Source organism: Pseudomonas sp., assembly GCF_040514055.1.
Classification (GTDB): Bacteria; Pseudomonadota; Gammaproteobacteria; order Pseudomonadales; family Pseudomonadaceae; genus Aquipseudomonas.
Map to the genome: position 1 here is coordinate 1 of NZ_JBEVDL010000071.1, position 25,362 is coordinate 25,362.

29 protein-coding genes and 1 pseudogene are annotated in these 25,362 nt (G+C 64.7%); 13 read left to right on the forward strand and 17 right to left on the reverse strand.

The window, feature by feature from the left end; all coding sequences use genetic code 11:
• Positions 1-254: pseudogene (locus ABWY06_RS18455) on the reverse strand (IS4 family transposase); the annotation flags it as partial.
• Positions 255-539: 285 nt separating this feature from the next.
• Between ABWY06_RS18455 and ABWY06_RS18460 the strand changes: the two are divergent.
• Entirely contained in the window at positions 540-995 is a 456-nt protein-coding gene (locus ABWY06_RS18460) for a hypothetical protein (RefSeq protein WP_353927040.1), read from the forward strand.
• Positions 996-1,116: 121 nt separating this feature from the next.
• Complete coding sequence (locus ABWY06_RS18465; protein WP_353927041.1) at positions 1,117-2,061, forward strand: hypothetical protein; 945 nt, start codon at positions 1,117-1,119, stop codon at positions 2,059-2,061.
• 230 nt (positions 2,062-2,291) lie between these two features.
• On the opposite strand, the gene ABWY06_RS18470 is transcribed toward ABWY06_RS18465, so the two are convergent.
• From ABWY06_RS18470 to ABWY06_RS18480, 3 genes are all read right to left on the reverse strand, one after another.
• A complete protein-coding gene (locus tag ABWY06_RS18470) occupies positions 2,292-2,789 on the reverse strand; it encodes a hypothetical protein (RefSeq protein WP_353927042.1) in 498 nt (165 codons plus the stop codon).
• Between the two features lie 180 nt (positions 2,790-2,969).
• Positions 2,970-3,272 carry a ribbon-helix-helix domain-containing protein gene (locus ABWY06_RS18475; RefSeq protein WP_353927043.1) on the reverse strand — a complete coding sequence of 101 codons (303 nt, stop codon included), beginning with the start codon at positions 3,270-3,272 and terminating at the stop codon, positions 2,970-2,972.
• Positions 3,273-3,312: 40 nt separating this feature from the next.
• Positions 3,313-3,894, reverse strand: a complete 582-nt coding sequence (locus tag ABWY06_RS18480) for a DJ-1/PfpI family protein (protein ID WP_353927044.1) — start codon at positions 3,892-3,894, stop codon at positions 3,313-3,315.
• A gap of 185 nt (positions 3,895-4,079) precedes the next feature.
• Here ABWY06_RS18480 and ABWY06_RS18485 point away from each other — a divergent pair, with 185 nt between their 5' ends.
• Entirely contained in the window at positions 4,080-4,412 is a 333-nt protein-coding gene (locus tag ABWY06_RS18485) for a DUF2834 domain-containing protein (protein ID WP_353927045.1), read from the forward strand.
• 326 nt (positions 4,413-4,738) lie between these two features.
• On the opposite strand, the gene ABWY06_RS18490 is transcribed toward ABWY06_RS18485, so the two are convergent.
• The 9 genes from ABWY06_RS18490 to ABWY06_RS18530 all read right to left on the reverse strand — a co-directional run bounded on the left by ABWY06_RS18490 (position 4,739) and on the right by ABWY06_RS18530 (position 12,574).
• Positions 4,739-5,647 carry a hypothetical protein gene (locus tag ABWY06_RS18490; protein WP_353927046.1) on the reverse strand — a complete coding sequence of 303 codons (909 nt, stop codon included), beginning with the start codon at positions 5,645-5,647 and terminating at the stop codon, positions 4,739-4,741.
• Between the two features lie 30 nt (positions 5,648-5,677).
• Complete coding sequence (locus ABWY06_RS18495; RefSeq protein ID WP_353927047.1) at positions 5,678-6,169, reverse strand: PA2171 family ribosome-binding persister protein; 492 nt, start codon at positions 6,167-6,169, stop codon at positions 5,678-5,680.
• Between the two features lie 289 nt (positions 6,170-6,458).
• Complete coding sequence (locus tag ABWY06_RS18500) at positions 6,459-7,061, reverse strand: DUF2846 domain-containing protein (protein WP_353927048.1); 603 nt, start codon at positions 7,059-7,061, stop codon at positions 6,459-6,461.
• 85 nt (positions 7,062-7,146) lie between these two features.
• On the reverse strand, positions 7,147-8,304 hold the full coding sequence (locus tag ABWY06_RS18505; protein WP_353927049.1) for a phospholipase D-like domain-containing protein: 1,158 nt from the start codon (positions 8,302-8,304) through the stop codon (positions 7,147-7,149).
• Positions 8,304-8,879: a YceI family protein gene (locus ABWY06_RS18510; protein WP_353927050.1), complete on the reverse strand. Its 576-nt coding sequence runs from the start codon at positions 8,877-8,879 to the stop codon at positions 8,304-8,306. The genes ABWY06_RS18505 and ABWY06_RS18510 overlap by 1 nt, the downstream gene beginning before the upstream one ends.
• Positions 8,880-9,005: 126 nt before the next feature.
• The gene (locus ABWY06_RS18515) at positions 9,006-9,359 is read right to left on the reverse strand and encodes an amidase (protein WP_353927051.1); all 354 of its coding nucleotides are present in this window, start codon (positions 9,357-9,359) and stop codon (positions 9,006-9,008) included.
• Positions 9,356-10,468, reverse strand: coding sequence for a serine hydrolase domain-containing protein (locus tag ABWY06_RS18520; RefSeq protein ID WP_353927052.1), 1,113 nt, complete (start codon positions 10,466-10,468; stop codon positions 9,356-9,358). Before ABWY06_RS18520 ends, ABWY06_RS18515 begins: the two co-directional genes overlap by 4 nt.
• 67 nt (positions 10,469-10,535) lie before the next feature.
• The gene (locus tag ABWY06_RS18525; protein WP_353927053.1) at positions 10,536-11,321 is read right to left on the reverse strand and encodes an oxygen-binding di-iron domain-containing protein; all 786 of its coding nucleotides are present in this window, start codon (positions 11,319-11,321) and stop codon (positions 10,536-10,538) included.
• Between the two features lie 374 nt (positions 11,322-11,695).
• Positions 11,696-12,574 carry an acyl-CoA dehydrogenase middle domain-containing protein gene (locus tag ABWY06_RS18530; RefSeq protein ID WP_353927054.1) on the reverse strand — a complete coding sequence of 293 codons (879 nt, stop codon included), beginning with the start codon at positions 12,572-12,574 and terminating at the stop codon, positions 11,696-11,698.
• Positions 12,575-12,707: 133 nt separating this feature from the next.
• On the opposite strand from ABWY06_RS18530, the gene olsB reads away from it, so the two are divergent.
• Positions 12,708-13,466 carry an L-ornithine N(alpha)-acyltransferase gene (gene olsB / locus ABWY06_RS18535; protein ID WP_353927055.1) on the forward strand — a complete coding sequence of 253 codons (759 nt, stop codon included), beginning with the start codon at positions 12,708-12,710 and terminating at the stop codon, positions 13,464-13,466.
• Positions 13,466-14,266, forward strand: a complete 801-nt coding sequence (locus ABWY06_RS18540; RefSeq protein WP_353927056.1) for a lysophospholipid acyltransferase family protein — start codon at positions 13,466-13,468, stop codon at positions 14,264-14,266. Before olsB ends, ABWY06_RS18540 begins: the two co-directional genes overlap by 1 nt.
• Before the next feature lie 6 nt (positions 14,267-14,272).
• Here the strand turns inward: ABWY06_RS18540 and ABWY06_RS18545 are convergent, their stop codons facing one another.
• Complete coding sequence (locus ABWY06_RS18545) at positions 14,273-14,866, reverse strand: acyl carrier protein phosphodiesterase (protein WP_353927057.1); 594 nt, start codon at positions 14,864-14,866, stop codon at positions 14,273-14,275.
• A 256-nt stretch (positions 14,867-15,122) separates the two neighbouring features.
• Between ABWY06_RS18545 and ABWY06_RS18550 the strand changes: the two genes are divergently transcribed.
• From ABWY06_RS18550 to ABWY06_RS18565, 4 genes are all read left to right on the forward strand, one after another.
• A complete protein-coding gene (locus tag ABWY06_RS18550; RefSeq protein WP_353927058.1) occupies positions 15,123-15,425 on the forward strand; it encodes an ArsR/SmtB family transcription factor in 303 nt (100 codons plus the stop codon).
• 53 nt (positions 15,426-15,478) lie between these two features.
• Positions 15,479-16,639, forward strand: coding sequence for an MFS transporter (locus tag ABWY06_RS18555; protein ID WP_353927059.1), 1,161 nt, complete (start codon positions 15,479-15,481; stop codon positions 16,637-16,639).
• Positions 16,640-16,670: 31 nt separating this feature from the next.
• Positions 16,671-17,720 carry an alkene reductase gene (locus ABWY06_RS18560; protein WP_353927060.1) on the forward strand — a complete coding sequence of 350 codons (1,050 nt, stop codon included), beginning with the start codon at positions 16,671-16,673 and terminating at the stop codon, positions 17,718-17,720.
• A 207-nt stretch (positions 17,721-17,927) separates the two neighbouring features.
• Positions 17,928-19,379 carry a DUF2867 domain-containing protein gene (locus ABWY06_RS18565; protein ID WP_353927061.1) on the forward strand — a complete coding sequence of 484 codons (1,452 nt, stop codon included), beginning with the start codon at positions 17,928-17,930 and terminating at the stop codon, positions 19,377-19,379.
• Between the two features lie 415 nt (positions 19,380-19,794).
• Here ABWY06_RS18565 and ABWY06_RS18570 read toward each other — a convergent pair whose 3' ends face one another.
• Positions 19,795-20,637 (reverse strand): ATPase, encoded by an 843-nt coding sequence (locus ABWY06_RS18570; protein WP_353927062.1) that lies wholly within the window; start codon positions 20,635-20,637, stop codon positions 19,795-19,797.
• A gap of 394 nt (positions 20,638-21,031) precedes the next feature.
• On the opposite strand from ABWY06_RS18570, the gene ABWY06_RS18575 reads away from it, so the two are divergent.
• A complete protein-coding gene (locus ABWY06_RS18575; RefSeq protein ID WP_353927063.1) occupies positions 21,032-21,322 on the forward strand; it encodes a hypothetical protein in 291 nt (96 codons plus the stop codon).
• On the opposite strand, the gene ABWY06_RS18580 is transcribed toward ABWY06_RS18575, so the two are convergent.
• Together ABWY06_RS18580 and ABWY06_RS18585 are read right to left on the reverse strand one after the other, a co-directional pair.
• A complete protein-coding gene (locus tag ABWY06_RS18580; RefSeq protein ID WP_353927064.1) occupies positions 21,313-22,299 on the reverse strand; it encodes an NAD-dependent epimerase/dehydratase family protein in 987 nt (328 codons plus the stop codon). The genes ABWY06_RS18575 and ABWY06_RS18580 overlap by 10 nt on opposite strands.
• A 111-nt stretch (positions 22,300-22,410) precedes the next feature.
• Positions 22,411-23,301 carry a LysR family transcriptional regulator ArgP gene (locus ABWY06_RS18585; protein ID WP_353927065.1) on the reverse strand — a complete coding sequence of 297 codons (891 nt, stop codon included), beginning with the start codon at positions 23,299-23,301 and terminating at the stop codon, positions 22,411-22,413.
• A 95-nt stretch (positions 23,302-23,396) separates the two neighbouring features.
• Between ABWY06_RS18585 and ABWY06_RS18590 the strand changes: the two genes are divergently transcribed.
• The 3 genes from ABWY06_RS18590 (at position 23,397) to ABWY06_RS18600 (ending at position 25,183) form a co-directional block, all read left to right on the forward strand.
• Positions 23,397-23,795, forward strand: a complete 399-nt coding sequence (locus tag ABWY06_RS18590; protein ID WP_353927066.1) for an ACT domain-containing protein — start codon at positions 23,397-23,399, stop codon at positions 23,793-23,795.
• A gap of 12 nt (positions 23,796-23,807) precedes the next feature.
• Positions 23,808-24,410, forward strand: a complete 603-nt coding sequence (locus ABWY06_RS18595) for a LysE/ArgO family amino acid transporter (protein WP_353927067.1) — start codon at positions 23,808-23,810, stop codon at positions 24,408-24,410.
• 191 nt (positions 24,411-24,601) lie between these two features.
• Positions 24,602-25,183, forward strand: coding sequence for a superoxide dismutase (locus ABWY06_RS18600; RefSeq protein WP_353927068.1), 582 nt, complete (start codon positions 24,602-24,604; stop codon positions 25,181-25,183).
• Positions 25,184-25,362: the final 179 nt, after the last annotated feature.

A 25,362-nucleotide genomic window follows, 5' to 3' on the forward strand; every position in this document is an offset into this window, starting at 1 on the left:
ACGGCGCGCAGCATCACCCAGTAGAACAGCGGGCGCTCGGCCTGCAGGTGCGGGTTGCCCAGCAGGCGGTCGACGCGTTTGATGGCGTGCTTGGGGTACGCGGTGCCCGGCATGGCGCGACCCAGCCCGGTTAAGGTCAGGCGGCGCCCGTGCAACAGCGCGGCCACGGTGCACATCAGGGCGGTGAGGCGACGAGCGTGCACGCTGCGGAGTGCTTGCGCGAGTGCGGCGTGTAAAAATCGAACGGTCTGCATGGGGATCACGGGGGTCTGGACTGTTTGGCGACAACCAAGGTGCCCGCCCATGCAGACCTCTTCAAGCCCAAGCGTCTGAGCCGTCACGAGATTTTGTGGGGATCACTCAGGGACAGACCACAGTTTCGCTCCGTTTCGCCAAAGCAATCCATCTTTGTACTCAACGCGCCCATAAACCCAACCGTCTGCGGTTCTGGGAAGAGAAATAGGGGACAGACCACGGTTTCGCTCCGTTTCGCCAAAGCAATCCATCTGTGTACTCAACGCGCCCCATAAAGAGAGAATATGCCGTTACCTGATATTGACCATCTATGGCAAGACGGCACCCTACCCATGGTAAATGGCATAGTTTCTCAGAAAAACCATGTCATGCCATTTACAATAACCGGATACGGTCCGGAACGGAAAATCTTGCCGGGCTTAGCCTATGATTTAAATAAGTTTCTGAGCACGGATGACGCGGTGCTTTCCTCTATCGGCTCTTTAGCGGAGCTGATTTTAAAAGGCAGGGCAGATGTAGCAAAAGCCATTTGCGGAGAAGGCAGCTGGGGGAGTGACGGATTTGTCGTTGTACTTGACGATAAGGATCATATAGTCTGGGTCGCCGCTTTCGAATGTTCAAATCCATTTATCCAACTGATTCACCGAGGCGACGAATTAATAGCCGTTAACAACAACGACGAACGCTGGGCATTTCCACTTTCCAACCCTGATTCTTTTTACATTGACATAAATAATTAAACCATGAAGCATACATTTTTATTCACCGACCAAGGCAGATATTTTTCCAAGCTCAGGACGTCTGCGAACCCAGCGGCCTTTTGAGCGCGAGCAAAATTTAAACTCTCAACGACATACATAAATGCATACTTTATCTCTAACAGACTTATACAAACTTGAATACGAAGAGCACGCTGTAGGTGTGTACCGGTGGATTCATCCCGCCCAGATCCAAGGCTACAACGCTGAAGAAGTACGCAAAACGGCCTACCAACGCTATGAAGAATCAAAAGACCACGATGATCCCGATAAGGATTTCGAAGAAACGCCAGACACACTGATAACCGACTATCTGTGCGCGTGTTTAGACAAGAGAAATGCGCTGGTGGCGGATGGGCTTGCGCTTCCCCGTGAACTGGATATATCCCCGGACCAATATATAGACGCCTTGATTTATCTGATCGCTCGGCTGGGCTCGAATTATGCTTGTTACAGGCTTGGTTCCACCGACTACCATACCGATAACTTTATACTTCCAGAGCATGCAGAATCAATACTGACCCAGTTGCGTGAAGCGTGGGTGAACAGCGCCGACTTCAGGGAAAAAGATGCCTTTAGATCCCTGATGCTGGAAATTTTTCATCTGGGATACCCCTGGGAATCACCTCTTCCACGCTTTCACGACAGCTTAAGATCAGAAAGCAATGAGTTCCTTATTCACCTATTGCAGGCACATGCAATAATAATTACGGAGCTCATGATTTTCACAGAAGAAATTAAGCATCGCCTTTTAAATGTGGGAGAGTGGGGCAAAATTTCAACAGAGAAGCGAGCCTGGAGTGCAGAGCCAGGGGCATTTATTTGCTTTCACCAATACGAAATTGATTTTTTAATTGAAGCAAAAACCATAGATAGTGAAATCTTATTGCATGCAGATATATGCAAAACCCAAGGAGGAATATTAGACGACTGTGTTTTTGAAATAAAACCAAACCCCAGGAATCTAAAGGAAACCCTAAGCATTCTTACAGAAATTACAATCACAAAAATAAGAAAAATACTTGAGAATTCTGAGCTCAAAAAATGAAAGAGCTCAATAGCTTTTTAACCAGAGCGACCGTGGGAACCGAATGCAATACCAATTCCTTCCGCTACGGCTGAACCCATATTTTTGCTTGGCTATCGAGCTACAGAGCGAACCGCTGCGGCCAGTAGAAAGGGCATTTGGCAACGGCCTGGCGCGGAGCACGCCACGCCAGGCGCTGCGATCGCCGTCAAGCCGTTACGGGACGCAACGGCTTGAATCGGCGGGGGTGATTACAGGCCGGCTTCCAGGGCTTTCTGGATGGCCTGGGCACGGGCATCCACGTCGTCGGCGTTGCTGTACGGTTGGAAGTTAAGGGTCAGCACGCCACCGGTAAAGGTCACACCGTTGTCGTAGTTGCTGGCCGGCGCCGTGGCCGCGTCATAACGTACGACGACGTTCTTCAGCTTTTCCTTGACCGCGGTCTTGCCCATTTCATCCGTGGCGATAGTGCCAAGGGCCTTGCTCAGCGGGTTGAAGTAGATCTTGGTCCAGAACGCCTCGTCGGCGTAATTGGCTTCCTGGCCGGGCAAGGCCAGGCTGTCCCATTGCACTTCGACCGGAACCTCGAAGCCGGCAGCGGCCTGGATTTCCTTCAGCTGAGTGGCGTAGGCGCCGGCTTGGTAGGCCGCCACGGCACGGCGTTCGGCCAGGCTGGGGGCGGCCACGGCGACATTCAGGCAGGAGGCGCCCAGCAGCAGGCCCAACAGGGCGGCCGGTACGAAAGACATGCTTTTGTTGCGCATTAAACGTCCCTTTATCAACGTAGGAGAAGCGGAAAACCGACTGGTCAAGATAGACCCAAGGCCGGCTATTCTAGTTCCGTTTCGGCGCGTGGAAGTGTTCGGGCCATCACAGCCAGGAACGAAATGCGCGCTATTTTGCGGTCCCGCCGCGCTTTTCCAGGCTGCTCAGGTTGCACGCCTGGCAACCAGTGCCAGGGCGGCCGGTGCGGAACGCTGCGCAAGGTAACGGCTGCAGCTGACGCGCAGGAACGAGGCGAAATTCACCACCTCGCCGCGGTAGTCCATGACCTCTTCATGCAACTTGCCGATCAGCTGATTGGTGGTCATACCGTCCACCGCGGCGATCTCCTGCAGCAGGTCCCAGAACTGGTTTTCCAGGCGCAGCGTGGTGACCACCCCACCGATGCGCAGCGAGCGCGAGCGTGACTCGTACAGGATCGGATCAGCCTTGACGTAAAGCTCACACATGGTCCTTGCCTCGCTGCTGCGTCAGTGTCCCGGGAGTCGTTCAGAGTTCGATACGGGTGCCCAACAGCCCGAGAAAGGCCGCCAGCCAGGCAGGGTGAGCCGGCCAGGCCGGCGCGGTCACCAGGTTGCCCTGGACATGGGCCTGGTCGACGGCCAGCTCGATATAACGTCCGCCCGCCAGGCGCACCTCGGGCCCGCAGGCCGGGTAGGCACTGCATTCACGGTCGCCGAGGATACCCGCCGCCGCAAGCAATTGCGCGCCATGGCAGACGGCGGCGATCGGTTTAGCGGCCGCATCGAACGCCCGCACCAGCGCCAGCACCTGTTCGTTCAGGCGCAGGTATTCCGGCGAACGCCCGCCCGGCACCAGCAACGCATCGTAGTCACTGGCGGCGACCCGGTCGAAATCGAAATTGAGGGCGAACAGGTGCCCGGGTTTTTCGCTGTAGGTCTGGTCACCCTCGAAATCGTGGATAGCGGTGCGCACGGTCTGCCCCGCCGTTTTACCGGGGCAGACCGCGTGCACTTGGTGGCCAACCATCTGCAGGGCCTGGAAGGGCACCATCACCTCATAATCTTCGACATAGTCGCCGACCAGCATCAGGATCCGTTTTGCAGCCATTGTCGTTCTCCAGGCAATCAGGTGGACCGACAGTATGGATCCGCCCGGCGAGGCGTGGGTAACAGCCGGGTACTACCCGGGATACCGGGTGCGACAACCGGCCCCACTGACAGCACCTTGCCTGCCAGGCAGGCTGGACGTGTCACAACTGACGCCCCCTCCCTGACCGACAGGCCCGCGCCGCGATGAAAACAACCGTCAAGAACAGATTTTTGCCCTTGCTGGTGCTGATCGCCTTCAGTGCCTACACGCTGTGGGTGATGGCCCAGGCCGAACAATCGCTGTGGCAGTTCGGCCTGCAGTTGATGAGTCGTGCCGATACCGCCCAGGTGGTTATCGACCTCTATCTGCTGGCAACGCTGGCCTGCCTGTGGATGATCAAGCACAACCGCCGCCAGGGCCGCTCGGGATGGGCGGTGCTGCCCTACTGCCTGCTCACGCTGGTCTTCGTCTCGGCCGGGCCGTTGCTGTACCTGGTGCTCCGTGGCGGGGATCGCGGGACGGGACGGGCGGGTTGACGGTGTCACCGCCTACCAGGGGCCTGCCGCGCTAACGCGGAACAACGGATCGAGGCCGCCAGATGGCGGGCTGTCGCTGAACAACGCGCCGAGGCCGCCCTACGCGTTTTTCCTGTCCCTGATCGTTCCCCCGCTCCGCGTAGGAATGCCCGCCTGTGACGCTCCGCGTCCCGTCACTGCTTACCCATAAAAAAGGGGCGCTTTAAGCGCCCCTTCGATCCTTACAACAAGATCGCCAGCAGGATGATGATCGGGATGGGAACACCCAGGAAGAACAGCAGTATCGAGCGCATAGGAGTCTCTCCGGTCGCGGGTGGGTCGAGTTATCAGGCCAGGCTACGGGTGTAGTGCACCTGGTCGCGTTGTTTGCCGCCAAAGGTCGCGGCCAGGCTGGCGACGAAGGCACCGCAGAGCAGGGCCACGAACATCCACAAGGCACTCCAGGCAGCGACTTTCTTGGCGCTGTCGGCCGCGGCCTTCACCTTGGTTTCGGCCTGCTGCAGCGCCTGAGTGGCGCGGGCATAGGTTTCATCCACCCGGCGTTCGGCTTCTGGCTGGGTCATGCCGGTACGCTGGGCAATCACCTGCCCCAGGTACTGACGGTCGGCAGGGTCCAGGCCCTGGCCGGACAGCGTGCCGGTGGTAAAGATACGCAGCGCTTCGCCACGCATGTCGGCATCGCTGGCGGGCGCCGCCTGGTTCGAACGGAACAAGGTGTCGACGTAGTATTCAAGGGAGTTACCGTCGGACCGACTAACCGCCGAGCTGACCGCGCTGCCGGCAGCGTTCACCACACCGGAGGCGACCTGGGCGCCGGCTTGTACACCGCTGCCCACCAAGCTGCCCACCGAACCCAGCACCAGGCTGGCGGTGATCAGGGTCGCCACCGACCAGGCCAGGAAGCCATGGGCAGTGTCGCGAAAGTACACTTCGTCGTCGTGAACATTGGCCCAGCGCACGCGCAGGCGCCCGGCGATGTAGCCACCCAGGCCCGAGGCGACGATCTGGGTCAAGGTCAACCAGAGGATGGCCGAGATACCCAGCGCCTGCGCGCTGGCACCGCGGTCGGCCCAGGGCGAAGCGGCGGTAAAACCGAGGCCGGCGCCCAACAGGATCAGGATCAACGACAACGCAGCGGCGCCCAGGGCCCCGCCAAAGATGGCGGCCCAGGACACCCCGGAGGTGTTGGCCAGATCAGTTCGATCGGCGGGATAGGCGGTGGTGGGGTCAATCATGGCGAACACTCCCTTTGATGGCGCGGATCATCAGGCGGCCTGGTTCGAATCGAGTTTGGCGGCGGCGCTGATTTCCTTTTTACGCTGGGCCTTGAGGGCTTCCATCTGCGCGCCCAATTCGTCCAGCTTGGCCTTGCCCAGCAGCTTGCGGGCATGGGGGAACATCTCGGTTTCTTCTTCCTCGATATGGTGCTCAAGCAGTTCCTTGACCACCTTGACCCGGCCAGCAAACTCCGGCGCGCTCGGATCCGTGACTTTCAGGTCCGGCAACACCAGGGAGTCGACGGTGCGGTGCTCTTCCTTGGCCTCGAAATACATCTCGGCTTCGTCCTTGCCGCCCGCCGCTTTAAAGGCCGGATAGAGGATTTCTTCCTCCAGGCTGGTGTGCACGGTGATCTCCAGCTCCAACTTGCGCAGCAGTTCGGTGCGTTTTTTCACCGCGCGATCGGTCGATTCGCTCAGCTGGGCAAGGATGTCTTTTACGGTCTTATGATCGGCTTCAAGCAGGTCAATGGCATTCATGGTTTCAGGCTCTCTTCTTCTGGATAAACACGGGTTTGCAGCACTGCCAGAGAAAGAGCATCGACCATGCCAACACTGAATATTTTATATTTCCCTTATTTTACAATAACTTAAAATGAATACCGGGAAAGCGAACCGTGCAGGTTGCATGATTGCGCCAAGGCACCAAGGCATTTTGCATAACCCTCGCCCAGCGTCGGGGCGGGCGGTGCAGGGGGCGACAATGGGTCGTGGCGCGCCTGTCGGTTGAGGCGCGTGCGGGGGCTGCAATGGTCAGGCGGGCACGGGCCTAAATACCGATTCGGCCCAAGGCCCGCCCAACCCCCCGCCAGAATCCGCGCTGCGGCCGCTCCACCTGGCCGTCGCTGGTGATCCGCTCGAATGGCTGGACTTCATGGGTGGCGCCGATCTCCGTTTCGCCCAAGGACACGCAGACCAATTGCAAGGGGCCTTCGGCAGCATCCGGCGCGGCCTCGCACTGCGGGGGTGGGCCGAGTTCGTCATAACGCAGGTAGTAGACCTCCCCCGGCTTGGCTTCCAGGGCAAAACTGGTGATACGGGTAAAATCCAGCGGCCCATCGGCGAACCAGGTCCAGTAACTGCCGAACAAGGGGCGACGCATTTCCAACTGGTAACTCGCACCCTCGAACCCCAGGGCCAGATGGCCCTGGCTCGGCAGGCCGCCAATCAGCCGGTTATCGAGGAACAGGCCCGGCGCTTCCAGCTCCTGGTCGGCCCAGTCGCTGCGCGGGCGATAAAGGTAAACCAGGGCATGTTGCGGCTCGATGCCGCGCGCCTGGAAGGACGGCCCGTCCAACGCGCCGAAAAAGGCCCCCGGGGTCGAACAGCCACCCAGTACGCCCAACAGCATCAGCAATGGCAGGTGGCGCATGCGCAAGGCTCTGTGGTGGTAAAGGGCCAAGAGCATAACGCGGGGCCACACTGGCGCCACCCGACAAAAGTGCGGCGGCAGCCGGTTAGCGGCGGCGGTCCAGCAGGTTGATCACCAAGCGGTCGAGCCATCCCCACAGGCGTTGTTGCACCCGCCGCCACAGCGGCCGGCTGCGCCAAACTTCCAGGGTAATTTCGCGGCTACGGCTGAAGTCCTCGACGAAGCTCGCCGCCACTGCCCGGGCCAGGTGCGGGTCCAGCGCCTCCAGGTTGGCGTCCAGGTTGAAACGCAGGTTCCAGTGGTCGAAGTTGCACGAGCCGAGGCTGACCCAGTCGTCCACCAGCACCATTTTCAGGTGCAGGAAACTCGGCTGGAATTCGTGGATACGCACCCCCGCCTTAAGCAATCGCGGGTAATACCGCTGGCCGGCGAACCGTACCGGTGGGTTATCGGTATGCCGCCCGGTCAGCAACAGCCGAACTTCGACCCCACGTTCCGCGGCCTTGCGCAACGCCCGGCGGACCTTCCAGGTGGGCAGAAAATACGGTGTGGCCAGCCAGATACGTTTTTTCGCCCCACGCAGGGCCCTGACCAGCGATTGCAGGATATCGCGGTGTTGCCGGGCGCTGGCATAGGCTACGCGGCCCAGGCCAATGCCCACCGGCGGATTGCGCGGCAACCGGGGCAGGCCCTGGGCATAGGCCTCGCGCCAGGCGAAGGGCAGCGGACAGACCTGCCAGAGGTGCTCGAACAACTGCACCCAGTCGCTCACCAGCGGCCCGTTCAGCGCCACCATCACTTCATGCCAGTCGCTGGTCGGCTGCCCCGGGGTCCAGAACGCGTCGGTCGCCCCGGTACCGCCGACGAACGCCTGGCGGGCATCGATCAGCAGCAGCTTGCGGTGGTCGCGGTACAGGTTGCTCAGGCCACGCCCCCAGCGCATGGGGTTGTAGAAACGCAGTTGCACGCCCGCGGCGCGCAAGGCCTCGGCCTCGACCGCGGCGAAGGCGCGAGTGCCGAAGTCGTCGAACAGGCAGCGCACCTGTACTCCGCGGCGCACCGCGGCGCAGAGGGCATGCACCAGGGCATCGGCACAGGCGCCCTGCTCCACCAGGTAAAATTCCAGGTCCACGGCGGTTTCGGCCGCCTCGATGGCCGCCAGCATGCGCGGAAAGAAAGCCGGGCCGTCGATCAGCAACTCGAAGTGGTTGCCGCCGCGCCAGGGGAAAATCGCCCCGTTCATCAACGTTCGGTGAAAATCAGCACGGCGGACACCGGCACCGCCAAGCCGATGGCCGGCACGCCGGCCGATTTGCCCAGGGCCTCGAGCCCCGGCTGCAGGCCAAAGGCATCGGCCTGCAGCACCAGCGGCGCCAGGGTCACCACCTGGAAGCGCTGGTCGTCCAGACGGGTCACCAGCAACTCGGCGGCCAGCGACTGCTTCTGCCCATTGAGGGTCAGGCTCAGGGGCATGCGCAGCTCCAGTTGCGCGCCGGGCGCCAGCGCCGTGATGGCCTCGAGCGCAACCTGGCCTTCCAGGTGCGCTTCGGGGGTTCCGCCCTGGGCGAACAGCTCAGTGCGCAGCCGCTCGTCGCGCAGCGGTACCCCGGTGCTCAGCGAATCGAGGTCGACCCGCACGCGCACCGTGCCGCTGGCCAATACCTGGCCGTGTAGGGTGAGGAAGCGGTGCACCTCGGCGACCTCGCCGCCCTGGGTCGAAATAAAGGACAGCCGCGAGGACTCGTTATCCAGGTACCAGCCCGCCTGGGCCGGCAGGCTTATAAACAGGCTCAGGAGCAAGGCGAACAAGGGGCGCATGGGAGGCTCGGATCACGGGACGGAACACAGGGCGAGCCCACCAGGCCCACCCACTCGCTTTCAAGGACGCCGGTCGAGGCGCCGCCGACACAGCCACATCAGGCCCGCGCTATGTCGCTGGAGTCGCTAGGGCGTCTCCGGCAGCGCGTCGGCCTGGGGCAGCAACTGGCAACCTTGGCGCTGACCGACCCAGACGGCGGTCTGGCTGCTGCCCAGGCCACGGGCGGTCACCCGCTTGCGCGCGACGTCGTCGAAAAAGCCGCTGAGCGGCACGGACTGCTCGATGTAGCCGGCACAGTACTGGGCGCTGTTGCCGGTCACGTACCGACAGGAGCAATACTCCTTGGCCGAGTAGGCGCCGACTATGCCCGGAAAAGCCCGCAGGTGGACACGCTCCTGCCAGGCCCAAACCCCCAGGCCGGCCAATGCCAGCAGCACCAGCCCGAGCGCCCGCCGCCGCCACGTTCCGAGGAGGCTCATGGCAGGGCCTGCGGGGCGAACACGGCGAGGGCGCGTTTCAGCAGCTCGTCGTGCTGGTAGCTGCCATCGCGGTCGTCGGCATAACGCACTATCACCAGCCCCTGTTCGGGCAGCACATAGAGCGCCTGGCCCCAATGGCCGAGGGCGGCGAAGGTGCTGGCCGGCGCCGAGGGCCAGGCCAGGGCCTCGCCCGGCGCGGCCTGGTTGAGCCACCAGTGCCCCCCCGGGACCACCTCACCGGCGGCGGCCGGCGCACCCTGCGGGTTGACGAAGGCCGTGCGGTTGAACGCCACCCAGGCCGCGGGCAGCAATTGGCGATCGCCCCAACGACCGTTGCGCTGCATCAGCAAGCCGACCCGTGCCAGGTCGCGGGCGGTCAGGTAGGCATAGGAGGAGCCGACGAAGGTGCCGCTGGTGTCACGCTCCCACACCGCGCTGCGGATCCCCAGGGGCTCGAACAAGGCGCGCCAGGGGTAGTCGTCATACTCGTCCGGGGCCAGCATGCCCTTGAGCGCCGCTGCCAGCACATTGCTGTCGCCGCTGGAGTAGACCGAACGCACGCCCGGCGCAACGGCGGCGGGATGGCTGCTGACGAAGGCGGCCATGTCCTCGCGACCGCGGGTGTAGAGCATGGCCACCACCGAGGATTTCAGCGGCGCGTACTCGTAGGACTCCTGCCAGTCGAGGCCCGAGGCCCAGTTGAGCAGATGCCCGAGCTTGACCTGGGGGTGGGCGGCGAACGGCGGGTAGTAGCCGCCGACCGCATCGCCCAGTTGGAAACGCCCCTCGCCATAGGCCACGCCGAGCACGCAGGCCAGCAGGCTTTTAGTCGCCGACCAGGCCAGGTGCGGGGTCTGCGGCCCGGAGGGGCCGGCGTACTGCTCATAGACCAGTACGCCGTCCCGGATCACCAGCAGGGCATCGGTGCGCACGCCGCCGCGCACCTGCTCGTCGCGGGGTGGGAAGGCATACGCCTGCAGGGCCTCGAGCGCCGGGCCGGCGGCGGTCTCGGCGGTCTGCCACTCGGCCGCCGGCCAGGTCTCGGCCTGCACCAGGCCGCCGCCCAGGGCGGCAACCAGGCTCAGGTAACGCAGGGTGGCGCGGATCATGATGAACCCAAGTAGGATCAAGGACCTGCAACCCTAGCACGCGACCGGCGCCCGCCAACAGCGCGCGCTACTTCGGCAGGCAGTAATCCTCGGGGCCCATCAGGTCCATGCCGCACTCCAGTTGCTCGATCCAGTCGAGAAAGGCCGTGATCATCGCCGCGCCGACAAAAGGTCGGCCGTGCTGCGGCACTATCATCGCCACGTCCATGCCGCGCACCATCTGCGCCCACCAGCGGCAGACCTTGTTGCTGGCCATATAGCGCCGGTGAAAGCCGGCCATATGCGGGACGTGCTCGGCGAAGTCTTTCACCGGGCTGGCGTCGTCGACCAGCGAGGCGCCCATGTCGCCGGAAAACAGGATCTTGCTGATCGGGTCGTACAGCTGGAAATTGCCCACCGAATGCAGAAAATGCGCCGGCACCGCCTTGAGCTGGCAGCGCCCCAGGGGGATCGACTGGCCGCGATCGGGCAAGGCGATGATGCGGTCGTAAGTGGAGATGCCATGGCTGATGGCCAGGTAATTGGCCGTCAGGTGCGGCAGGAAACGCGCCCAGAGTTTCGAGCAAATCACCTTGGCGCGGGTGTGCAGCAACCATTTATCCAGGGACGCGATGATGTCGGGGTCCTGGTGCGAGGCGAAGATATAGTCCAGCTCATGCACCGGCATGTGCTTGGACAGCTCCAGCGACAGCGGCGTGTAGGTCAGGTCGCCACCGGGATCGAGCAGCAGGTACTGGCCGTGGTCGGTGATCAGGAACTGGTTGGACTGCAGCCCTTCGCCCGAGACCAGATCGTCGAACTGCAGGCATTGATGGGTGCCGTTATCGAACAGCACCAGGGGTTCGCGACGCATGGAAACCTCGAGGTAAAAAAAGCGACGCGCAGGTATAGCCCCTGGGCGCGCCGTCCTCACTGATCCAGGTCAAGGGAGCCGCCAACCACGCCAGGGTATTTTCACCTTAACCTTGGGCGCCATGCTCGCTCGGCGCACAAGCCCATGGGATAAAGCCGAAACTGCGCAAAAGCTCGCGGATTCCACCCTACAAAAGCCCCCCGCATGACCCGCAGGCTTCTGCGGATCGCTTTTCGTAGGGTGTGGTTAGCCGCGCAGACAACCGCTCTGGCCAGCCACGCTGCACCTTCCGCGCGGCGTAACCTGCCAAAACGGTGGCACACATACGGTTGATGAAAATGCTCTAAGGGCGCCGTATCGCGCCCAACCAGGCCCTAGCGCCACTGCGCCCAGGCCTTGTCCAAGCGCTTGGCCCGTGGGCCACGGGCGATTTCCAGCAGGGCACGGTCGCGCTGCCAGAGCGCCGCCAGCTCGGCCGGACCGCTGGCGAAGGCCGCGGCCAGTTCCTCCTGCAGCGCCGCGCACTGGGCGAACAAACCCGCCAGCAGCAGATGGGTGGCCGGCGCCGCAGGCGGTTGCCGGCTCGTTTCGGCGCAGCCGCTCAGCAGCGCCAGCAGCCGCAGTTGCAGGTCCTGGGACCAGCCCTGCAGCCGGGCGTTGCCCAGCAGCCAGGCGCTGATGGCGGTCAGCACGTGCACGTCCTCCAAGGTGCGGAAGGGTTTTACATAGGCGTCCCAGCCATCGCCGGCCAGGAGTTCGCAGTGGGCGTGGTCCAGGTGCAGGCGGGCGTGTCCGATATCGGGCATCAAGGGCAGGGCCGACAAGGGTTCGATGCGCACCCCCGGGGCGCCGCTGTGGACCACCGCCAGCACCAGCCGCGGCGGCTCGCCCGCGGCCTCGGCACGCGCCGCCACCAGCAGCCAGTCGGCCGCATCGGCGGCGGTGACAAAGTCCTTGCGACCGGTCAGCGCCAGGCCGTCCAGGCGCGTGCCCAGGTCCGCCGGACGGGTGCTGCGCTGCTCGGTGACGCATAACGCGCCCAGCGATGGTGGTGCCGAGGGCCAGAGCGCACGCAGGGCCGCCTGGTAACCGGCGAGAAAGGCCAGCCCCGGGGTCGCCGCCAACCAGCCACCGCGCAGCGCGCGCTCGAACGTACCGGCCTCGCCCAGGCGCTCCAGCAGCGCCGCGTACCACAGCTCCAGGCTTGTCTCGGGCAGGCGTTGCGGGGTGTCGAGCAGGTGTTGCCAGGGCATAGGAATTCCTCGATGGCTGTCATGCAAGCATCACCAAAGGTTCACCGGGGTGACACCAGGGCTGCCTAACGTGAGCTTGCACAACAAAGTCGACTGGCCGCAACCCATCAGGCTGGCTAACGGAGGCTCTCCCATGACCCAAATTGCCCGCACCCGCGACCGCAGCACCCCGGAACGTCGCCTGCAGGCCGAGCGCCTGCTGGGCGCCGCGGCCTTACGCGAAGCCCAGGCCCTGCGCTTTCGCGTCTTCAGTGCCGAATTCGATGCCAAGCTGCAAGGCGCCGAGCTGGGCCTGGACATGGACGACTACGACGGCCATTGCGCGCATATCGGCGTGCGTGACCTCAGCAGCGGTCGCCTGGTCGCCACCACCCGCCTGCTTGACCACCACGCCGCGCGCGGACTGGGCGGTTACTACAGCGAGGAGGAGTTTCGTCTCGACGGCCTGGAGGGGCTCGAAGGCGCGGTGCTGGAAATCGGCCGCACCTGCGTCGACCCGGCCTACCGCAACGGCGGCACCATCGCGGTGCTCTGGAGCGAACTGGCTGAGGTGCTCAACGAAGGCAACTACCGCTACCTGATGGGGTGCGCCAGCATCCCCATGCAGGATGGCGGCATCCAAGCCGAAGCCATCATGCAACGCCTGCGCGAACGCTACCTGTGCACCGAGCACCTGCGCGCCCAGCCACGCACGCCACTGCCGGCCCTGGACCTGCCGGGTAACGTGATCGCCGAGCTGCCACCGCTGCTCAAGGCCTATATGCGCCTGGGCGCGAAGATCTGCGGCGAACCCTGCTGGGATCCGGATTTCCAGGTCGCCGATGTGTTCATCCTGCTCAAGCGCGACGAGCTGTGCCCACGCTACGCCCGCCACTTCAAGGCGGCCGTCTGATGCTCGGCACTCTGCGCCTGGTCCTGCGCAGCCTGCGCTTGGTGTTGTGGTTGACGGTCGGCGCTTTGGCCGGCCTGGTCGTCAGCCTGCTGGCGCTGCGCCGGGGCGGGGCGACGCTGCAACTGCGCCAGCGCCTGATGCGGGCGTGGCTGGCCGGCCTGGTCGCGTGCCTGCCGTTTCGCGTGCGGGTTCATGGCCAGCGGCCCGCCGAGCCGGTGCTGTGGGTCAGCAACCATGTCTCCTGGTGCGATATCGCCCTGCTCGGGGCGCTGCAGCCGATGTCGTTCCTGTCCAAGGCCGAGGTGCGCCAGTGGCCGCTGGCGGGCTGGCTGGCGGTGCAGGCCGGCACGCTGTTTATTCGCCGCGGTGCGGGCGACAGCGCCGACCTCAGCCAGCAAATTCGTCGCTACCTGCGCCAACAGCGGCCGCTGTTGCTGTTCCCCGAAGGCACCACCACCGATGGCCGCGGGGTGCGCGCCTTCCATGGCCGCCTGCTGGCCAGCGTGCTGGAAACCCGCACGCCGGTGCAGCCGGTGGCGCTCCTTTACCGCCGCGATGGCCAGCCCGACGACGTGGCCCCTTTTATCGGCGACGACGAGCTGCTGGGCCATTTGCTGCGGCTGTTGCGGGCGCCCACCTCGCAGGTCGAGATTCACCTGCTGCCTTTGATTTATCCGCAACCGGACGAGAACCGCAGTCAACTGGCGCGCCGTGCCCAACAGGCCATCGGCGCGCAGGTGATCAGTCCGGCCAGCAGCGGTGCCGACCTCGGCGCAGCATTCGACCCGCAGCAGGCCTGACAGGACTCAGAGCGCGGCCGCGGCCTCGCCCACGGCAGCCTCGGCAAAGGCCTGCAAGGCCGGATAAAAGGCCTGGAAATCAGCCATCAGGGGCTCGTACAGGACGGTGAGTTCGAGCATGCCGCCCGCCAGGCCCTCAGGCCGCGACAGCCGTCGACTCATGCCCTGCACCACCCGCTCCAGCACGGCGAACTCGCGATAGGCCCCGAGCCAATCCTGGGCCGCCATCAGAGGGGCCACCTGGGCCAGCCGGGGCGGCAAGTCCGGTTCGGCATCCAGCACCTGGTAGACCCGGGCGGTAAAACCGGCCAAAGGCTGCGCCGCGTACCGGGACCAGTCCCGCGCCAGGCAATGGTCGAAAAACACATCCAGCAGGATGCCGGCGTAACGCCGGCGCGCGGCGGGGAAACGCGCCTTGGCCTGCAGCACCAGGGGGTGGCTGTCGGTGAACACGTCGATGCGCCGGTGCAGCCGAATGGCGGCCTCCACCGCGGGCGGATAACGCCCCACCAGCGGCCCCTTGACGAAGTCGCCATACAGGCTGCCGAGCAGCTGGGCCGGTTGCTGGCCACCAAGATGAAGATGGGCGAGATAGTTCATCGACGTACTCCAGGGCCTGTTGACACTATGCGCACGGCCGCGCCGGCGCCTGATTTTGCAACCGGACCCGGCATAACACGGCCCGTTGGGGCTTCAGAACGAACAACGAGTAAGTCCTTATCGTATCAAAACTGGCCCGGCCGCCCGGGTATCGAGCCGGTCGATGGGGACTATCGAGGCAAACGATCCGAATATCGCCAAAGACCGATATATAGTTCGCCCCATGCCGATACACCTGTCCTCCTGCGAGGGTGCCATGCCCATCGATCTCGACGAAATCATCAAGGCCCTGGCCCATCCGGTGCGCCGTGAAATGCTGCAGTGGCTCAAGGAGCCACAGAAGTATTTCGCCGAACAGGATCACCCGTTCGAACTCGGGGTGTGCGCCGGCAAATTCGACCAGCGTACCGGACTGTCGCAATCCACGGTCTCGGCCCACTTGGCGACATTGCAGCGGGCAGGCCTGATCAGCAGTCGCAAGGTCGGCCAATGGAGTTTCTTCAAGCGCGAGGAAGCGGTCATCCAGGCCTTTCTTCAGCAAATCGGCGAGCAACTCTAACCGCAACCCCGTTACTGGTTGCGTCCCCCATCCTTTTTATCCGGAGCAGGCCCATGCCGCTGTCGCTTCTTGTCCTCGCCTTGTCCGCGTTTGCCATTGGCACCACGGAATTTGTCATCATGGGCCTGTTACCCGAGGTTGCGGCCGACCTCGGCGTATCGATTCCCGGTGCCGGCTGGTTGATCACCGGCTACGCCCTGGGGGTGGCCATTGGCGCGCCGCTGATGGCGTTGATCACCTCCAGCTGGCCTCGCAAAGCCGCGTTGCTGTTGCTGATGGGCATTTTTATCGGCGGCAACCTGTTCTGCGCCCTGGCCAGCGACTACAGCATGCTGATGCTGGCGCGGGTGCTGACGTCGCTCTGCCACGGCGCCTTTTTCGGCATCGGCTCGGTGGTCGCCGCCAGCCTGGTGCCGGCCAATCGCCGCGCCTCGGCAGTGGCCCTGATGTTCACCGGCCTGACCCTGGCCAATGTGCTGGGGGTGCCGCTGGGCACCGCCCTGGGTCAGGCCGCGGGCTGGCGCTCGACCTTCTGGGCGGTGACCCTGATCGGCGTGCTGGCGCTGATCGGCCTCTGGCGCTTCCTGCCGGCCCGCGAGGACAGCGAAAAAGCCGACCTGCGCAGCGAAATCCGCGCCTTGCGCGGCAGCGGCCTGTGGCTGGCCCTGAGCACCACGGTGCTGTTTTCCGCCTCGGTCTTCGCCCTGTTCACCTATATCGCGCCCCTGCTGGGGGAAGTCACCGGGGTCTCGCCGGTCGGCGTGACCTGGGCCCTGCTGCTGATCGGCCTGGGCCTGACCCTGGGCAATGTGCTCGGCGGCCGCCTGGCCGACCGGCACCTGGTCGCCACCCTCGGCGGCGCCTTTATCGCCCTGGCGCTGCTCGCCAGCCTGTTCAGCTGGACCAGCCCGCTGCTGGTACCGGCCCACGTCACCCTGTTCCTCTGGGCCGTGGCCGGGTTTGCCGCGGTACCGGCGCTGCAGGTCAACGTGATGAGCTTCGGCAAGGCCGCGCCCAACCTGGTCTCGACCCTGAATATCGGCGCCTTCAACCTGGGCAATGCCTTGGGTGCCTGGATTGGCGGACTGGTGATCAGCCACGGCCTGGGCCTGACCAGTGTGCCGCTGGCCGCCGGAGCCCTGGCGGTACTGGCCCTGATCGCCAGCCAGTTGACCCACGCCGCCGAAACCCGCCTCACCCCCGTCCTCGACTGACCGTTGTTCCCCTGATCCCTGGAGACTCACCATGGCTACGCTGTTCGATCCGATCACCCTGGGCGCACTCGAATTGCCCAACCGCATCATCATGGCCCCGCTGACCCGCTGCCGCGCCGACGCCGGCCGGGTGCCCAATGCGCTGATGGCCGAGTACTACGTCCAACGGGCGTCGGCCGGCCTGATCATCAGCGAGGCGACCTCGGTTACCCCGCTGGGCGTGGGCTACCCGGATACCCCGGGCATCTGGTCGAATGACCAGGTGCGCGGCTGGAGCAATATCACCAAGGCCATACACGCCGCCGGCGGGCGCATTTTCCTGCAGCTGTGGCATGTCGGCCGGATCTCCGACCCGTCCTTCCTCGACGGCGAAGCCCCCGTGGCCCCCAGCGCCATCGCCGCCAAGGGCCATGTCAGCCTGTTGCGCCCGCTGCGGGATTACCCAACCCCGCGCGCCCTGGAAACCGAAGAGGTCGGCGAGATCGTCGAGGCCTACCGTCAGGCAGCGGAGAATGCCAAGGCCGCCGGTTTCGACGGGGTGGAGATCCACGGGGCCAACGGCTACCTGCTCGACCAGTTCCTGCAGACCAGCACCAACCAGCGCACCGACCAATACGGCGGCTCGCTGGAAAACCGCGCCCGCCTGATGCTGGAAGTGACCGACGCGGTGCTGTCGGTGTGGGAAGCAGGCCGGGTCGGCATGCACCTGGCGCCACGCGCCGATGCCCACGACATGGGCGACGCCAACCGCCTGGAAACCTTCGGCTACGTCGCCAGCGAGCTGAGCAAACGCGGCATCGCCTTTATTTGCGCCCGGGAAAAGGACGCTGACGACAGCCTCGGGCCGCAGCTCAAGGCCTTGTTCGGCGGCGTCTACATCGCCAACGAACGCTTTACCAAAGCCTCGGCCAATGCCTGGCTGGCCAGTGGCAAGGCCGACGCGGTGGCGTTTGGCGTGCCCTTTATCGCCAACCCGGACCTGCCGGCCCGCCTGGCCCAGGACGCGCCGCTGAACGAGCCGCATCCGGAAACCTTCTACGGCAGCGGCCCGGTCGGTTATATCGACTACCCGCGCCTCTGACGGCATCGTTGCTACAAATAGCCCCGGCCAATGCCGGGGCTTTTTTATGCCTGACCGCGCCGCGTCAGACAACCGCTCCGCGCGCACCAGCGAGCCCGAGTCACCTCATTCCTTTATAGTGACCGCGTAAGCCGCCTCGCCCACCGCTGCTTAAGACAGCGCGGGCCGCGATTCCCCCTTTTGCGTCGGCATGCCTAAGGAACGCTCATGTTCGCAACGACTCGCCTCACCCAGACCTTTCCCTCTGTATGTTTGCCTTCGCATTCAGGCGGCCTGGCGGTCGAGGTGTCACTGATCGCCACCCTGGGCCATGGCGCCGGCAATCACCTGTTTGCCAGCGTGGCGGCACGCCAGCAGGCCCATCAAGCCTTTGTCGATGAACTAGACGAGCCCTCGGCGCGGCTCGGCGGCACCGACTTCGACAAGGGAGACGCGACGTCACTGTATTCCTTTGTCGTAGGTCCACAGGGCCATCCCTTTCACCGCCATGCCGGGCACCGGGTCTTCACCGCCGTCTCTGGCAGCGGCGGTGCGCAATTGCGTTTCTCCAGCGCCTCACCGCAGCAGATCGAGCACGACCCGCACGCGTTTATCGACGCCTTGCACCATATCGATATTCCGCCGGACAGCCTGTTCAGTGTACGTTTCGGCGGCGACACCTGGCATCAGTTCGCACCGTTGCAATCGCCCTCGCGCCACCCGGTTTTTTTCGCCTTGTCCTGCCACACCAATGAACTGGGCGGCGCGCTGTCGGACGAGTTGAAGGCCCAGGTACTGGCCAACCAGGCGAACATCCCGGCACTGACCGAATTGCTGCCCGAGAGCGTACTGGCGCTGATGCGCCAAGCCGACTTTACCCATGTGCGGGTGCCGACCACCGCGTTGTCGCTCGATGCGCCCCCAGGCAGTTTGCACAGCGGCCTGTGCCTAACCGCCCGCGGCGGTGCCGGCCTGCTGCGCGGCGCCTGGGCCAACCGCCGTCGCGCCGGCGGCTACTGGGCCACCCATGGCGCGGCCCTGGCGGTCAGCGAGCTAGCCGAGCCACCGATAGGTTCGTTATTGCTCGATCAATTGAACGACCGCCCGTTCCACCACCAGGACATGTTTCGTCTGTCGCTCAACGCGGCGCCGTGGGCGGGCCTGGGTGCTACCGAAAGCCTGGCCAGGGTTCTGGAAGGTTTCCTCTGCAACCCGCCCACGGGCGTGTCGCGGATGATGGCCATTCGTAACCTGTTGGTACGGCCCTTGGGTCTGCGCCGCTCCCCCCTAGGCTGTCCCGTGTCGTCATTGTTGTCCAAGGACCGCTGCAACCTGTTCGCTGGACGCTACCCGGTGCTGGAGCAACGCCGCGACCTTGAAGACCAGTGGGCACAGGTGCTGTTGGGGGCGGACGACAAGCACCTGCTTTTCCGCTCCTGTGTCGCGGTGAGAATCATCGACGGCACGCGGGTGGAGGTTACGCTGGGGACACGGGTGCGCTGCCGCAACCTGTTCGGCCACTTCTACCTGGCAGCCATCGATCGGGTGCATCGCGCCTACGTGACCCCGAGCATGCTGCGCCTGGCGGTCGAGCACGCGACACAGGCGGGCACCCCTGCGGCAGGAGGCTTCAGCCTAGCAACGGGCGCAGCACCTAACGCAGTGCCGCTGGCCCCCTGAACGGTCAGCGATTCCCTGCACGGCCTGCGAATGCCTTAGGGCCCGTGGACACCTGCCCGGACGAACAGCGGTGGAGTCGTGCCTGCAGCGCCACTTGTGCGAACCGCTGGATTCCCGCCTTCGCGGGAATGACGACACAAGGCTCTCGCGGGACCGGACTCGACCCCTCGTCCGCCCCCGCAGATGCGAGCGACGACTCGCGGTGGCCGGCTGCGGGCTCGGCCAGACGCCGGAGACTACCCCCATCGTCATACCCGCGCAGGCGGGTATCCAGAACACGCGACCCGGCTGCTTGCGCCTGGTCTGGACGAACAACGTTGGAGCCGTGCCTGCAGTGCCACCCGTGCGAACCACTGGATTCCTGCCTTCGCGGGAATGACGCAAAGAGCACCCTCGCGGACCTGAAAGATACGACCTAACGCGCGTTGAGCTGCTGCTGCAGGTTCTGCACCTGGGTCTGCAGGGTGCTGACATTGCGGGTCATCTGCAGTCGGAAGGCGTCGAATTCGGCGGTATTGCCAGCGGCCGGGCGATTCTCCAGCTCGCTGCGCAGCACCAGCAGGTCCTGCTCGAGACGGGCGATGGCCACGCCGGGGTTGCCCTGTTTCTTCAGGCTCTCGACCGCCGCCGACACCTCCTTGAGTTGAGCCGGCAACGCCGCCACCCCCGCGAACGAGGCCTTTAGCGCGGCCTGCTCGGCCAGCAGGCCCTTGAGCTGGCCCTCCAGCTGGCTGAGCTGCGTGACAAGTTGGGCCGCGGCGGTCTGCTGCGCATTGAGCCCGGCGACCAATTGATCGACCTGCTTGGCCTGTCCGGACTGTTCGCCACTGGACTTTTGCTGTTGCTTGAGCAACTCGGTCAGCTTGCCGTCCAACTGTTTGACCTTGAGTTTCAGCGCCTCGGTGTCGTTGGTCACGCTCGACTCGGTGGCGACCACCTTGCCGGAGATGTCCTTGATGCGCCCCGCCGCTTCCTCGCTGATGCGGGCGAAACTCTCCTGGGTGGCCACCAGTTGCGCCTCCATCAGGCTGATCTGCTGGTAACTCCACCACCCCAGCCCGCCCAGGGTGATCACCAAGGCGCCCACCAGCGCCCAGAGGGCACCGGTGCTGCTCGACTTGACCACCACCGGAGCCGCGCCACGGGCCGGTCCATGGCCGCGCTCCGGGGCCTCGGCACGGCCAAAGTCCTCGCGGTCGCGGCTGTCGGTGGTCAGGCTGGGCACGGAGTCCAGTTCGTCGAGTGCATCGTTACGCATGGGTGAACCTTTGAAGTGAAAAACGGAAGACCGTCGAACCGGTACAAAATTAAATGGCCAGCAGTATACCGATTCGGACCCGCCACTTCAGGTTCGCGCCATGCCAGTGCAGCCCGCACCGACGAAGGGCGCCCCAGCCCTACCGTGTGCGCGCCAAGCCCCCTGCCGGGCGCTTTGGTGAACTGGTACGCCCTTTGCTTCGCTTCCCCTGAGCTGCCCTCGTGGTGGTCATGTCAGGGATGCACCCGGCGCCTGCGAGCCTCGGCTCGCACGGCACCATCCCCAGCAGGGGCGGCAACCGATCGGATGGGATCGCTGTCACCCCTGCTGGGACGGGCCCCGTGCCTTCAGGGAGGAGTGGCACGGGGTTCTTTTCACCACTGGAGTAGTCGCCATGGAACTGAACAAGGCCGTACTGGATTGCATGCAAGCCCTGCGGCGGCGCCTGCGCGCCGAACTGGCGGTGGATATCCGCCTCAGTCAGGCCGATGCCATCGAAGCCATGCTGGTCGCCTGCCTGCGCTCCAATGACCTGGAAACCCGGGGCTTGGGCCAGCGCCTGGCGCAATTTCTCGATACCGGCGAAACGCCAACCGCCGCTGCGTCGCCGTTCGCCCCCGCCGCACACCCAGCCCCCGCCCGCGGCTCGCTGCGCATGTACCGTGGACAGCGGGTCTACGCCTGAGCCTTCCACCACAGGCAGAACTCGTCCAGCGCCGTCCACAGGCTGACCTGCGGGTCGTAGTCGAGGTACTTGCGGGCCCGGCTGATGTCCAGGGAAAAATCCTTGGCCATCACCGCCACCCCCAGGCGAAACAGGCTGGGCTCAGGACGTCCGGGCAGCAGCTTGCAGACTGATTCGTTGAGCGTCGCCGCCGCGTAGGCCAGACCGTAGGGCAGGTGACGGGTGACCGGTGGCAGGTCGAGCTGGCGCAACACGTAGTTGACCACGTCCCAGAGCGGCACAGGCGCGCCATTGCTGATGTTATAGACCTGGCCCAGGGCCGGGCCGGCGGCCAGCAACGAACTGAACAGCGCATCGTTGAGGTTGTGCACGCTGGTGAAATCGACCCGGTTCAGGCCATTGCCGATGATCGCCAGGCGGTTGCGCCGCTGCATGGCGATCAGCCGCGGAAAGATACTGGTGTCCCCCGCGCCGGTGACGAAGCGCGGCCGCAGGGCGATCACCTCCAGACCGAACTCCTCGGCCCCCAGGACCTTCTGCTCGGCCAGGTACTTGGTGGCGCCGTAGGCGTCGGAAAAACGCTTCGGCACCTGTTCTTCGCGAATCCCCACATGGGACCGACCATCGAAATAAATGGACGGCGACGACAGGTGGACCAGGCGCCGCACATGCTGCTTCAGGCAGGCCTCGACCACGTTCTCGGTGACCATCACATTGGCCTGGTGGAACTGCGCATACTTGCCCCAGACCCCAACGGCACCGGCACAATGCACCACGGCTTCGACGTCCTGGCACAGGCGCTGGACCAGATCGGGGTCCGACAGGTCGCCCTCGACGTACTCGGCGCCGCGCGTGAGCAGATGCTCGACACCCGCGCGGCGACGGCCATTGACCCGCACCGTCAGCCCCTGCTCCAGTGCGAAGCGGGCAAAGCGCCCGCCGATAAAACCGCTCGCACCGGTCACCAGAATTTTCATACCCCGCCCCCACATGGTTAACGGCCCGCGCTGTCGGGACCGGTTGTTCGCCTGCGACTGTAGCAGCCACCTCCGCGCGGCGCCGTGGCGCGGCGAGCCAAAGCGCTCGCCCTACGCGGCCACCAGCAAGCCGCTGGTGGTGACGGTCAGCTGGCGGGTCAGCTCGCCCAGCAGCGCGCCCCCACTGCGCCAATGGTGCCAGTAAAGCGGCACGTCGACCGGCTGCTGCGGCAACAACTCCAGCAGATCGCCCCGGGTCAGCAAATCCTGCACCTGCAGCTCCGGCACCAGGCCCCAGCCGAGCCCGGCCAGGGCCAGGCGCACAAAGCCTTCCGAGGAGGGGCACAGGTGGTGGATCAGGCTTTCCTGCTCCCCCAGCCCGGCCAGGTAACGGTGCTGCAGCAGGTCGTCGGGACCGTAGACGATGGCCGGTGCCCGGGCCAGTGCCGCCGGGCTGACGCCCTGCTCAAAGTGCCGGGCGATAAAGGCCGGACTGGCCAGCGCGCGGTAGCGCATGGCGCCCAGGGCCACGCAGCGGGCACCACCGATCGGCCGGTCGCTGGCGCAAACGCAGGCCGCGACATCGCCGGTGCGCATGCGCTTGAGGCCGACCTGCTGATCCTCGACCACCAGTTCCAGCAGCACTCGGTGCTGCGCGCAAAAGCTCGCCACCGCCGGTGCCCACCAGGTCGCCAGGCTGTCGGCGTTAAGCGCGATACGCAGGCGCTCCGGCAGTGCTCCATCCTCCAAGCCGGGTACCTGGCCTTGCAGGTCCCGTTCCAGCAGGCGGACCTGCTGCACATGGTTAAGCAGACGCCGCCCCACTTCGGTGGGCAGGGGCGGCGTGGCGCGCACCAGCACCGGCTGGCCCACCCGCGCTTCAAGCAGCTTGATGCGCTGGGACACCGCCGACTGCGACAACCCCAGCTGCTGGGCGGCGCGCTCGAAACCGGCCTGCTCCACCACCGCGGCCAGGGCCGCCAGCAACTTGTAATCGAACATTATCGATTTTCCTAATACAGGATCAGCAATAGTTGTTTCTCTTATACACCCTCTTTCAACAGACTGGCCAGACCCGCCCTTACCGAGAACTCCCCATGGCCGCCGAAACCGACCTGACGCAACTGCTGCACTGCCTGGCGCCACGCCTCAACGAGGGCGACTACGTGTTTTGTAGCCTGCCCGACGCCTCGATCCTGGAGGGCCGCGAGGTGCTCGGCAGTATTCGCGAAGTCGAGGGATTGAGCGTGATCCTGGCGCGGCAGGATGCCGAGGCCCTGGGGCTGCGTTTCGACTACGTCGCCGCCTGGATCACCTTGCAGGTGCATTCGGCGCTGCAGGCCGTGGGCCTGACCGCGGCCTTCTCCACGGCGCTGGCCGCGGCCGGGATCAGCTGCAACGTGATCGCCGGCTACCACCATGATCACCTGTTCGTCGCCCGTGCGGACGCCGGGCGCGCCCTGCAAGTACTGCGGCAACTGGCCCCCCGCCCATAAGGAGTACGCACCATGTGGCAGAGTTACCTCAACGGCCTGCTGGTGGCCGCGGGCCTGATCATCGCCCTGGGCGCGCAAAACGCCTTTGTCCTGGCGCAGAGCCTGCGCCGCGAGCATCACCTGAGCGTGGCGGCGCTGTGCGTGCTGTGCGATGCGTTGCTGGTAGCTGCAGGCGTCTTCGGCCTGGCCAGCCTGCTGGCGCAAAGCCCGTTGCTGCTGGGCATCGCCCGCTGGGGCGGGGCGCTGTTCCTGCTCGCCTACGGCCTGCAGGCGCTGGGCCGGGCACTGCGCCCACAGGCCCTGAACGCGACCCGCGATGCCGCGCCCCGCTCGCTCAAGGCCGTGCTGCTGGCGGCGCTGGCGGTGACCCTGCTCAACCCTCATGTGTACCTGGATACCCTGCTGCTGATCGGCTCGTTGGGGGCGCAGCAGGCGGTGCCCGGCGCCTATGCACTGGGCGCCGCCAGCGCCTCGTTGTGCTGGTTCTTCGCCCTGGCGCTGGGCGCGGCCTGGCTGGCCCCCTGGCTGGCACGCCCGTTGACCTGGCGCCTGGTCGACCTGGCCGTGGCGCTGATGATGTTCGCGGTCGCTGCGCAGCTGACCTTCGGGCCCTGAAAGCGGGACCGGCGCGCGGTCGCGAGGGCCCTGGCACCGCCTTTTCCACACAGATGCTGCGTGGTTATGCCGGGGGGCGGATGCTATGATCGGTGGTTCGCGGCGCAAAGAGTACAAACTCCCCGCCGCCTGTCTGGCCGCCCGTGATCGGCCTTGCGTTCACCGCACCTGACCTGAGTAGGAGATACACCATGGCTTTTGAATTGCCGCCACTGCCCTATGAAAAGACCGCGCTCGAGCCGCACATTTCCGCCGAGACGCTGGAATTCCACCACGACAAGCACCACAACACCTATGTCGTGAACCTCAATAACCTGGTCCCCGGCACCGAGTTCGAAGGCAAGACCCTGGAAGAGATCGTCAAGACCTCCTCGGGCGGCATCTTCAACAACGCCGCCCAGGTGTGGAACCACACCTTCTACTGGAACTGCCTGGCGCCCAACGCCGGTGGCCAACCGACCGGCGCACTGGCAGATGCCATCAACGCGGCCTTCGGTTCCTTCGACAAGTTCAAGGAAGAGTTCAGCAAGACCTCCATCGGCACCTTCGGCTCCGGCTGGGGCTGGCTGGTGAAGAAAGCCGACGGCTCCCTGGCCCTGGCCAGCACCATCGGTGCCGGTTGCCCGCTGACCAGCGGCGACACTCCGTTGCTGACCTGCGACGTCTGGGAGCACGCCTACTACATCGATTACCGCAACCTGCGGCCGAAGTATGTCGAAGCCTTCTGGAACCTGGTCAACTGGGACTTCGTCGCGCAGAACTACGCGGCCTGATCCTCGCTACCTGATCACGGGGAACCCGGCTTCGGCCGGGTTTTTCGTTTCTGCGGCGCGCCGACCAGCACGCCAGCCCCGGGCATTCGCCAGCGGGCGCCAGGCTATCCGCCGAATGGTACTCAAGAACCGCAGGAAGTCGTCCGACACAAGACAGCCAAGCCCGACTAGACTGGACA

Coding starts and splice junctions, on each gene's coding strand:
- ABWY06_RS18545 (WP_353927057.1), bottom strand. CDS start 14,866: ATGAACTATCTCGCCCATCTTCATCTTGGTGGCCAGCAACCGGCCCAG.
- ABWY06_RS18480 (WP_353927044.1), bottom strand. CDS start 3,894: ATGGCTGCAAAACGGATCCTGATGCTGGTCGGCGACTATGTCGAAGAT.
- ABWY06_RS18525 (WP_353927053.1), bottom strand. CDS start 11,321: ATGCGTCGCGAACCCCTGGTGCTGTTCGATAACGGCACCCATCAATGC.
- ABWY06_RS18495 (WP_353927047.1), bottom strand. CDS start 6,169: ATGAATGCCATTGACCTGCTTGAAGCCGATCATAAGACCGTAAAAGAC.
- ABWY06_RS18575 (WP_353927063.1), top strand. CDS start 21,032: ATGGAACTGAACAAGGCCGTACTGGATTGCATGCAAGCCCTGCGGCGG.
- ABWY06_RS18475 (WP_353927043.1), bottom strand. CDS start 3,272: ATGTGTGAGCTTTACGTCAAGGCTGATCCGATCCTGTACGAGTCACGC.
- ABWY06_RS18590 (WP_353927066.1), top strand. CDS start 23,397: ATGGCCGCCGAAACCGACCTGACGCAACTGCTGCACTGCCTGGCGCCA.
- ABWY06_RS18485 (WP_353927045.1), top strand. CDS start 4,080: ATGAAAACAACCGTCAAGAACAGATTTTTGCCCTTGCTGGTGCTGATC.
- ABWY06_RS18540 (WP_353927056.1), top strand. CDS start 13,466: ATGCTCGGCACTCTGCGCCTGGTCCTGCGCAGCCTGCGCTTGGTGTTG.
- ABWY06_RS18560 (WP_353927060.1), top strand. CDS start 16,671: ATGGCTACGCTGTTCGATCCGATCACCCTGGGCGCACTCGAATTGCCC.
- ABWY06_RS18490 (WP_353927046.1), bottom strand. CDS start 5,647: ATGATTGACCCCACCACCGCCTATCCCGCCGATCGAACTGATCTGGCC.
- ABWY06_RS18460 (WP_353927040.1), top strand. CDS start 540: ATGCCGTTACCTGATATTGACCATCTATGGCAAGACGGCACCCTACCC.
- ABWY06_RS18510 (WP_353927050.1), bottom strand. CDS start 8,879: ATGCGCCCCTTGTTCGCCTTGCTCCTGAGCCTGTTTATAAGCCTGCCG.
- ABWY06_RS18600 (WP_353927068.1), top strand. CDS start 24,602: ATGGCTTTTGAATTGCCGCCACTGCCCTATGAAAAGACCGCGCTCGAG.
- ABWY06_RS18505 (WP_353927049.1), bottom strand. CDS start 8,304: ATGAACGGGGCGATTTTCCCCTGGCGCGGCGGCAACCACTTCGAGTTG.
- ABWY06_RS18580 (WP_353927064.1), bottom strand. CDS start 22,299: ATGAAAATTCTGGTGACCGGTGCGAGCGGTTTTATCGGCGGGCGCTTT.
- ABWY06_RS18565 (WP_353927061.1), top strand. CDS start 17,928: ATGTTCGCAACGACTCGCCTCACCCAGACCTTTCCCTCTGTATGTTTG.
- ABWY06_RS18465 (WP_353927041.1), top strand. CDS start 1,117: ATGCATACTTTATCTCTAACAGACTTATACAAACTTGAATACGAAGAG.
- ABWY06_RS18515 (WP_353927051.1), bottom strand. CDS start 9,359: ATGAGCCTCCTCGGAACGTGGCGGCGGCGGGCGCTCGGGCTGGTGCTG.
- ABWY06_RS18520 (WP_353927052.1), bottom strand. CDS start 10,468: ATGATCCGCGCCACCCTGCGTTACCTGAGCCTGGTTGCCGCCCTGGGC.
- ABWY06_RS18595 (WP_353927067.1), top strand. CDS start 23,808: ATGTGGCAGAGTTACCTCAACGGCCTGCTGGTGGCCGCGGGCCTGATC.
- ABWY06_RS18555 (WP_353927059.1), top strand. CDS start 15,479: ATGCCGCTGTCGCTTCTTGTCCTCGCCTTGTCCGCGTTTGCCATTGGC.
- ABWY06_RS18500 (WP_353927048.1), bottom strand. CDS start 7,061: ATGCGCCACCTGCCATTGCTGATGCTGTTGGGCGTACTGGGTGGCTGT.
- ABWY06_RS18570 (WP_353927062.1), bottom strand. CDS start 20,637: ATGCGTAACGATGCACTCGACGAACTGGACTCCGTGCCCAGCCTGACC.
- olsB (WP_353927055.1), top strand. CDS start 12,708: ATGACCCAAATTGCCCGCACCCGCGACCGCAGCACCCCGGAACGTCGC.
- ABWY06_RS18585 (WP_353927065.1), bottom strand. CDS start 23,301: ATGTTCGATTACAAGTTGCTGGCGGCCCTGGCCGCGGTGGTGGAGCAG.
- ABWY06_RS18530 (WP_353927054.1), bottom strand. CDS start 12,574: ATGCCCTGGCAACACCTGCTCGACACCCCGCAACGCCTGCCCGAGACA.
- ABWY06_RS18550 (WP_353927058.1), top strand. CDS start 15,123: ATGCCCATCGATCTCGACGAAATCATCAAGGCCCTGGCCCATCCGGTG.
- ABWY06_RS18470 (WP_353927042.1), bottom strand. CDS start 2,789: ATGTCTTTCGTACCGGCCGCCCTGTTGGGCCTGCTGCTGGGCGCCTCC.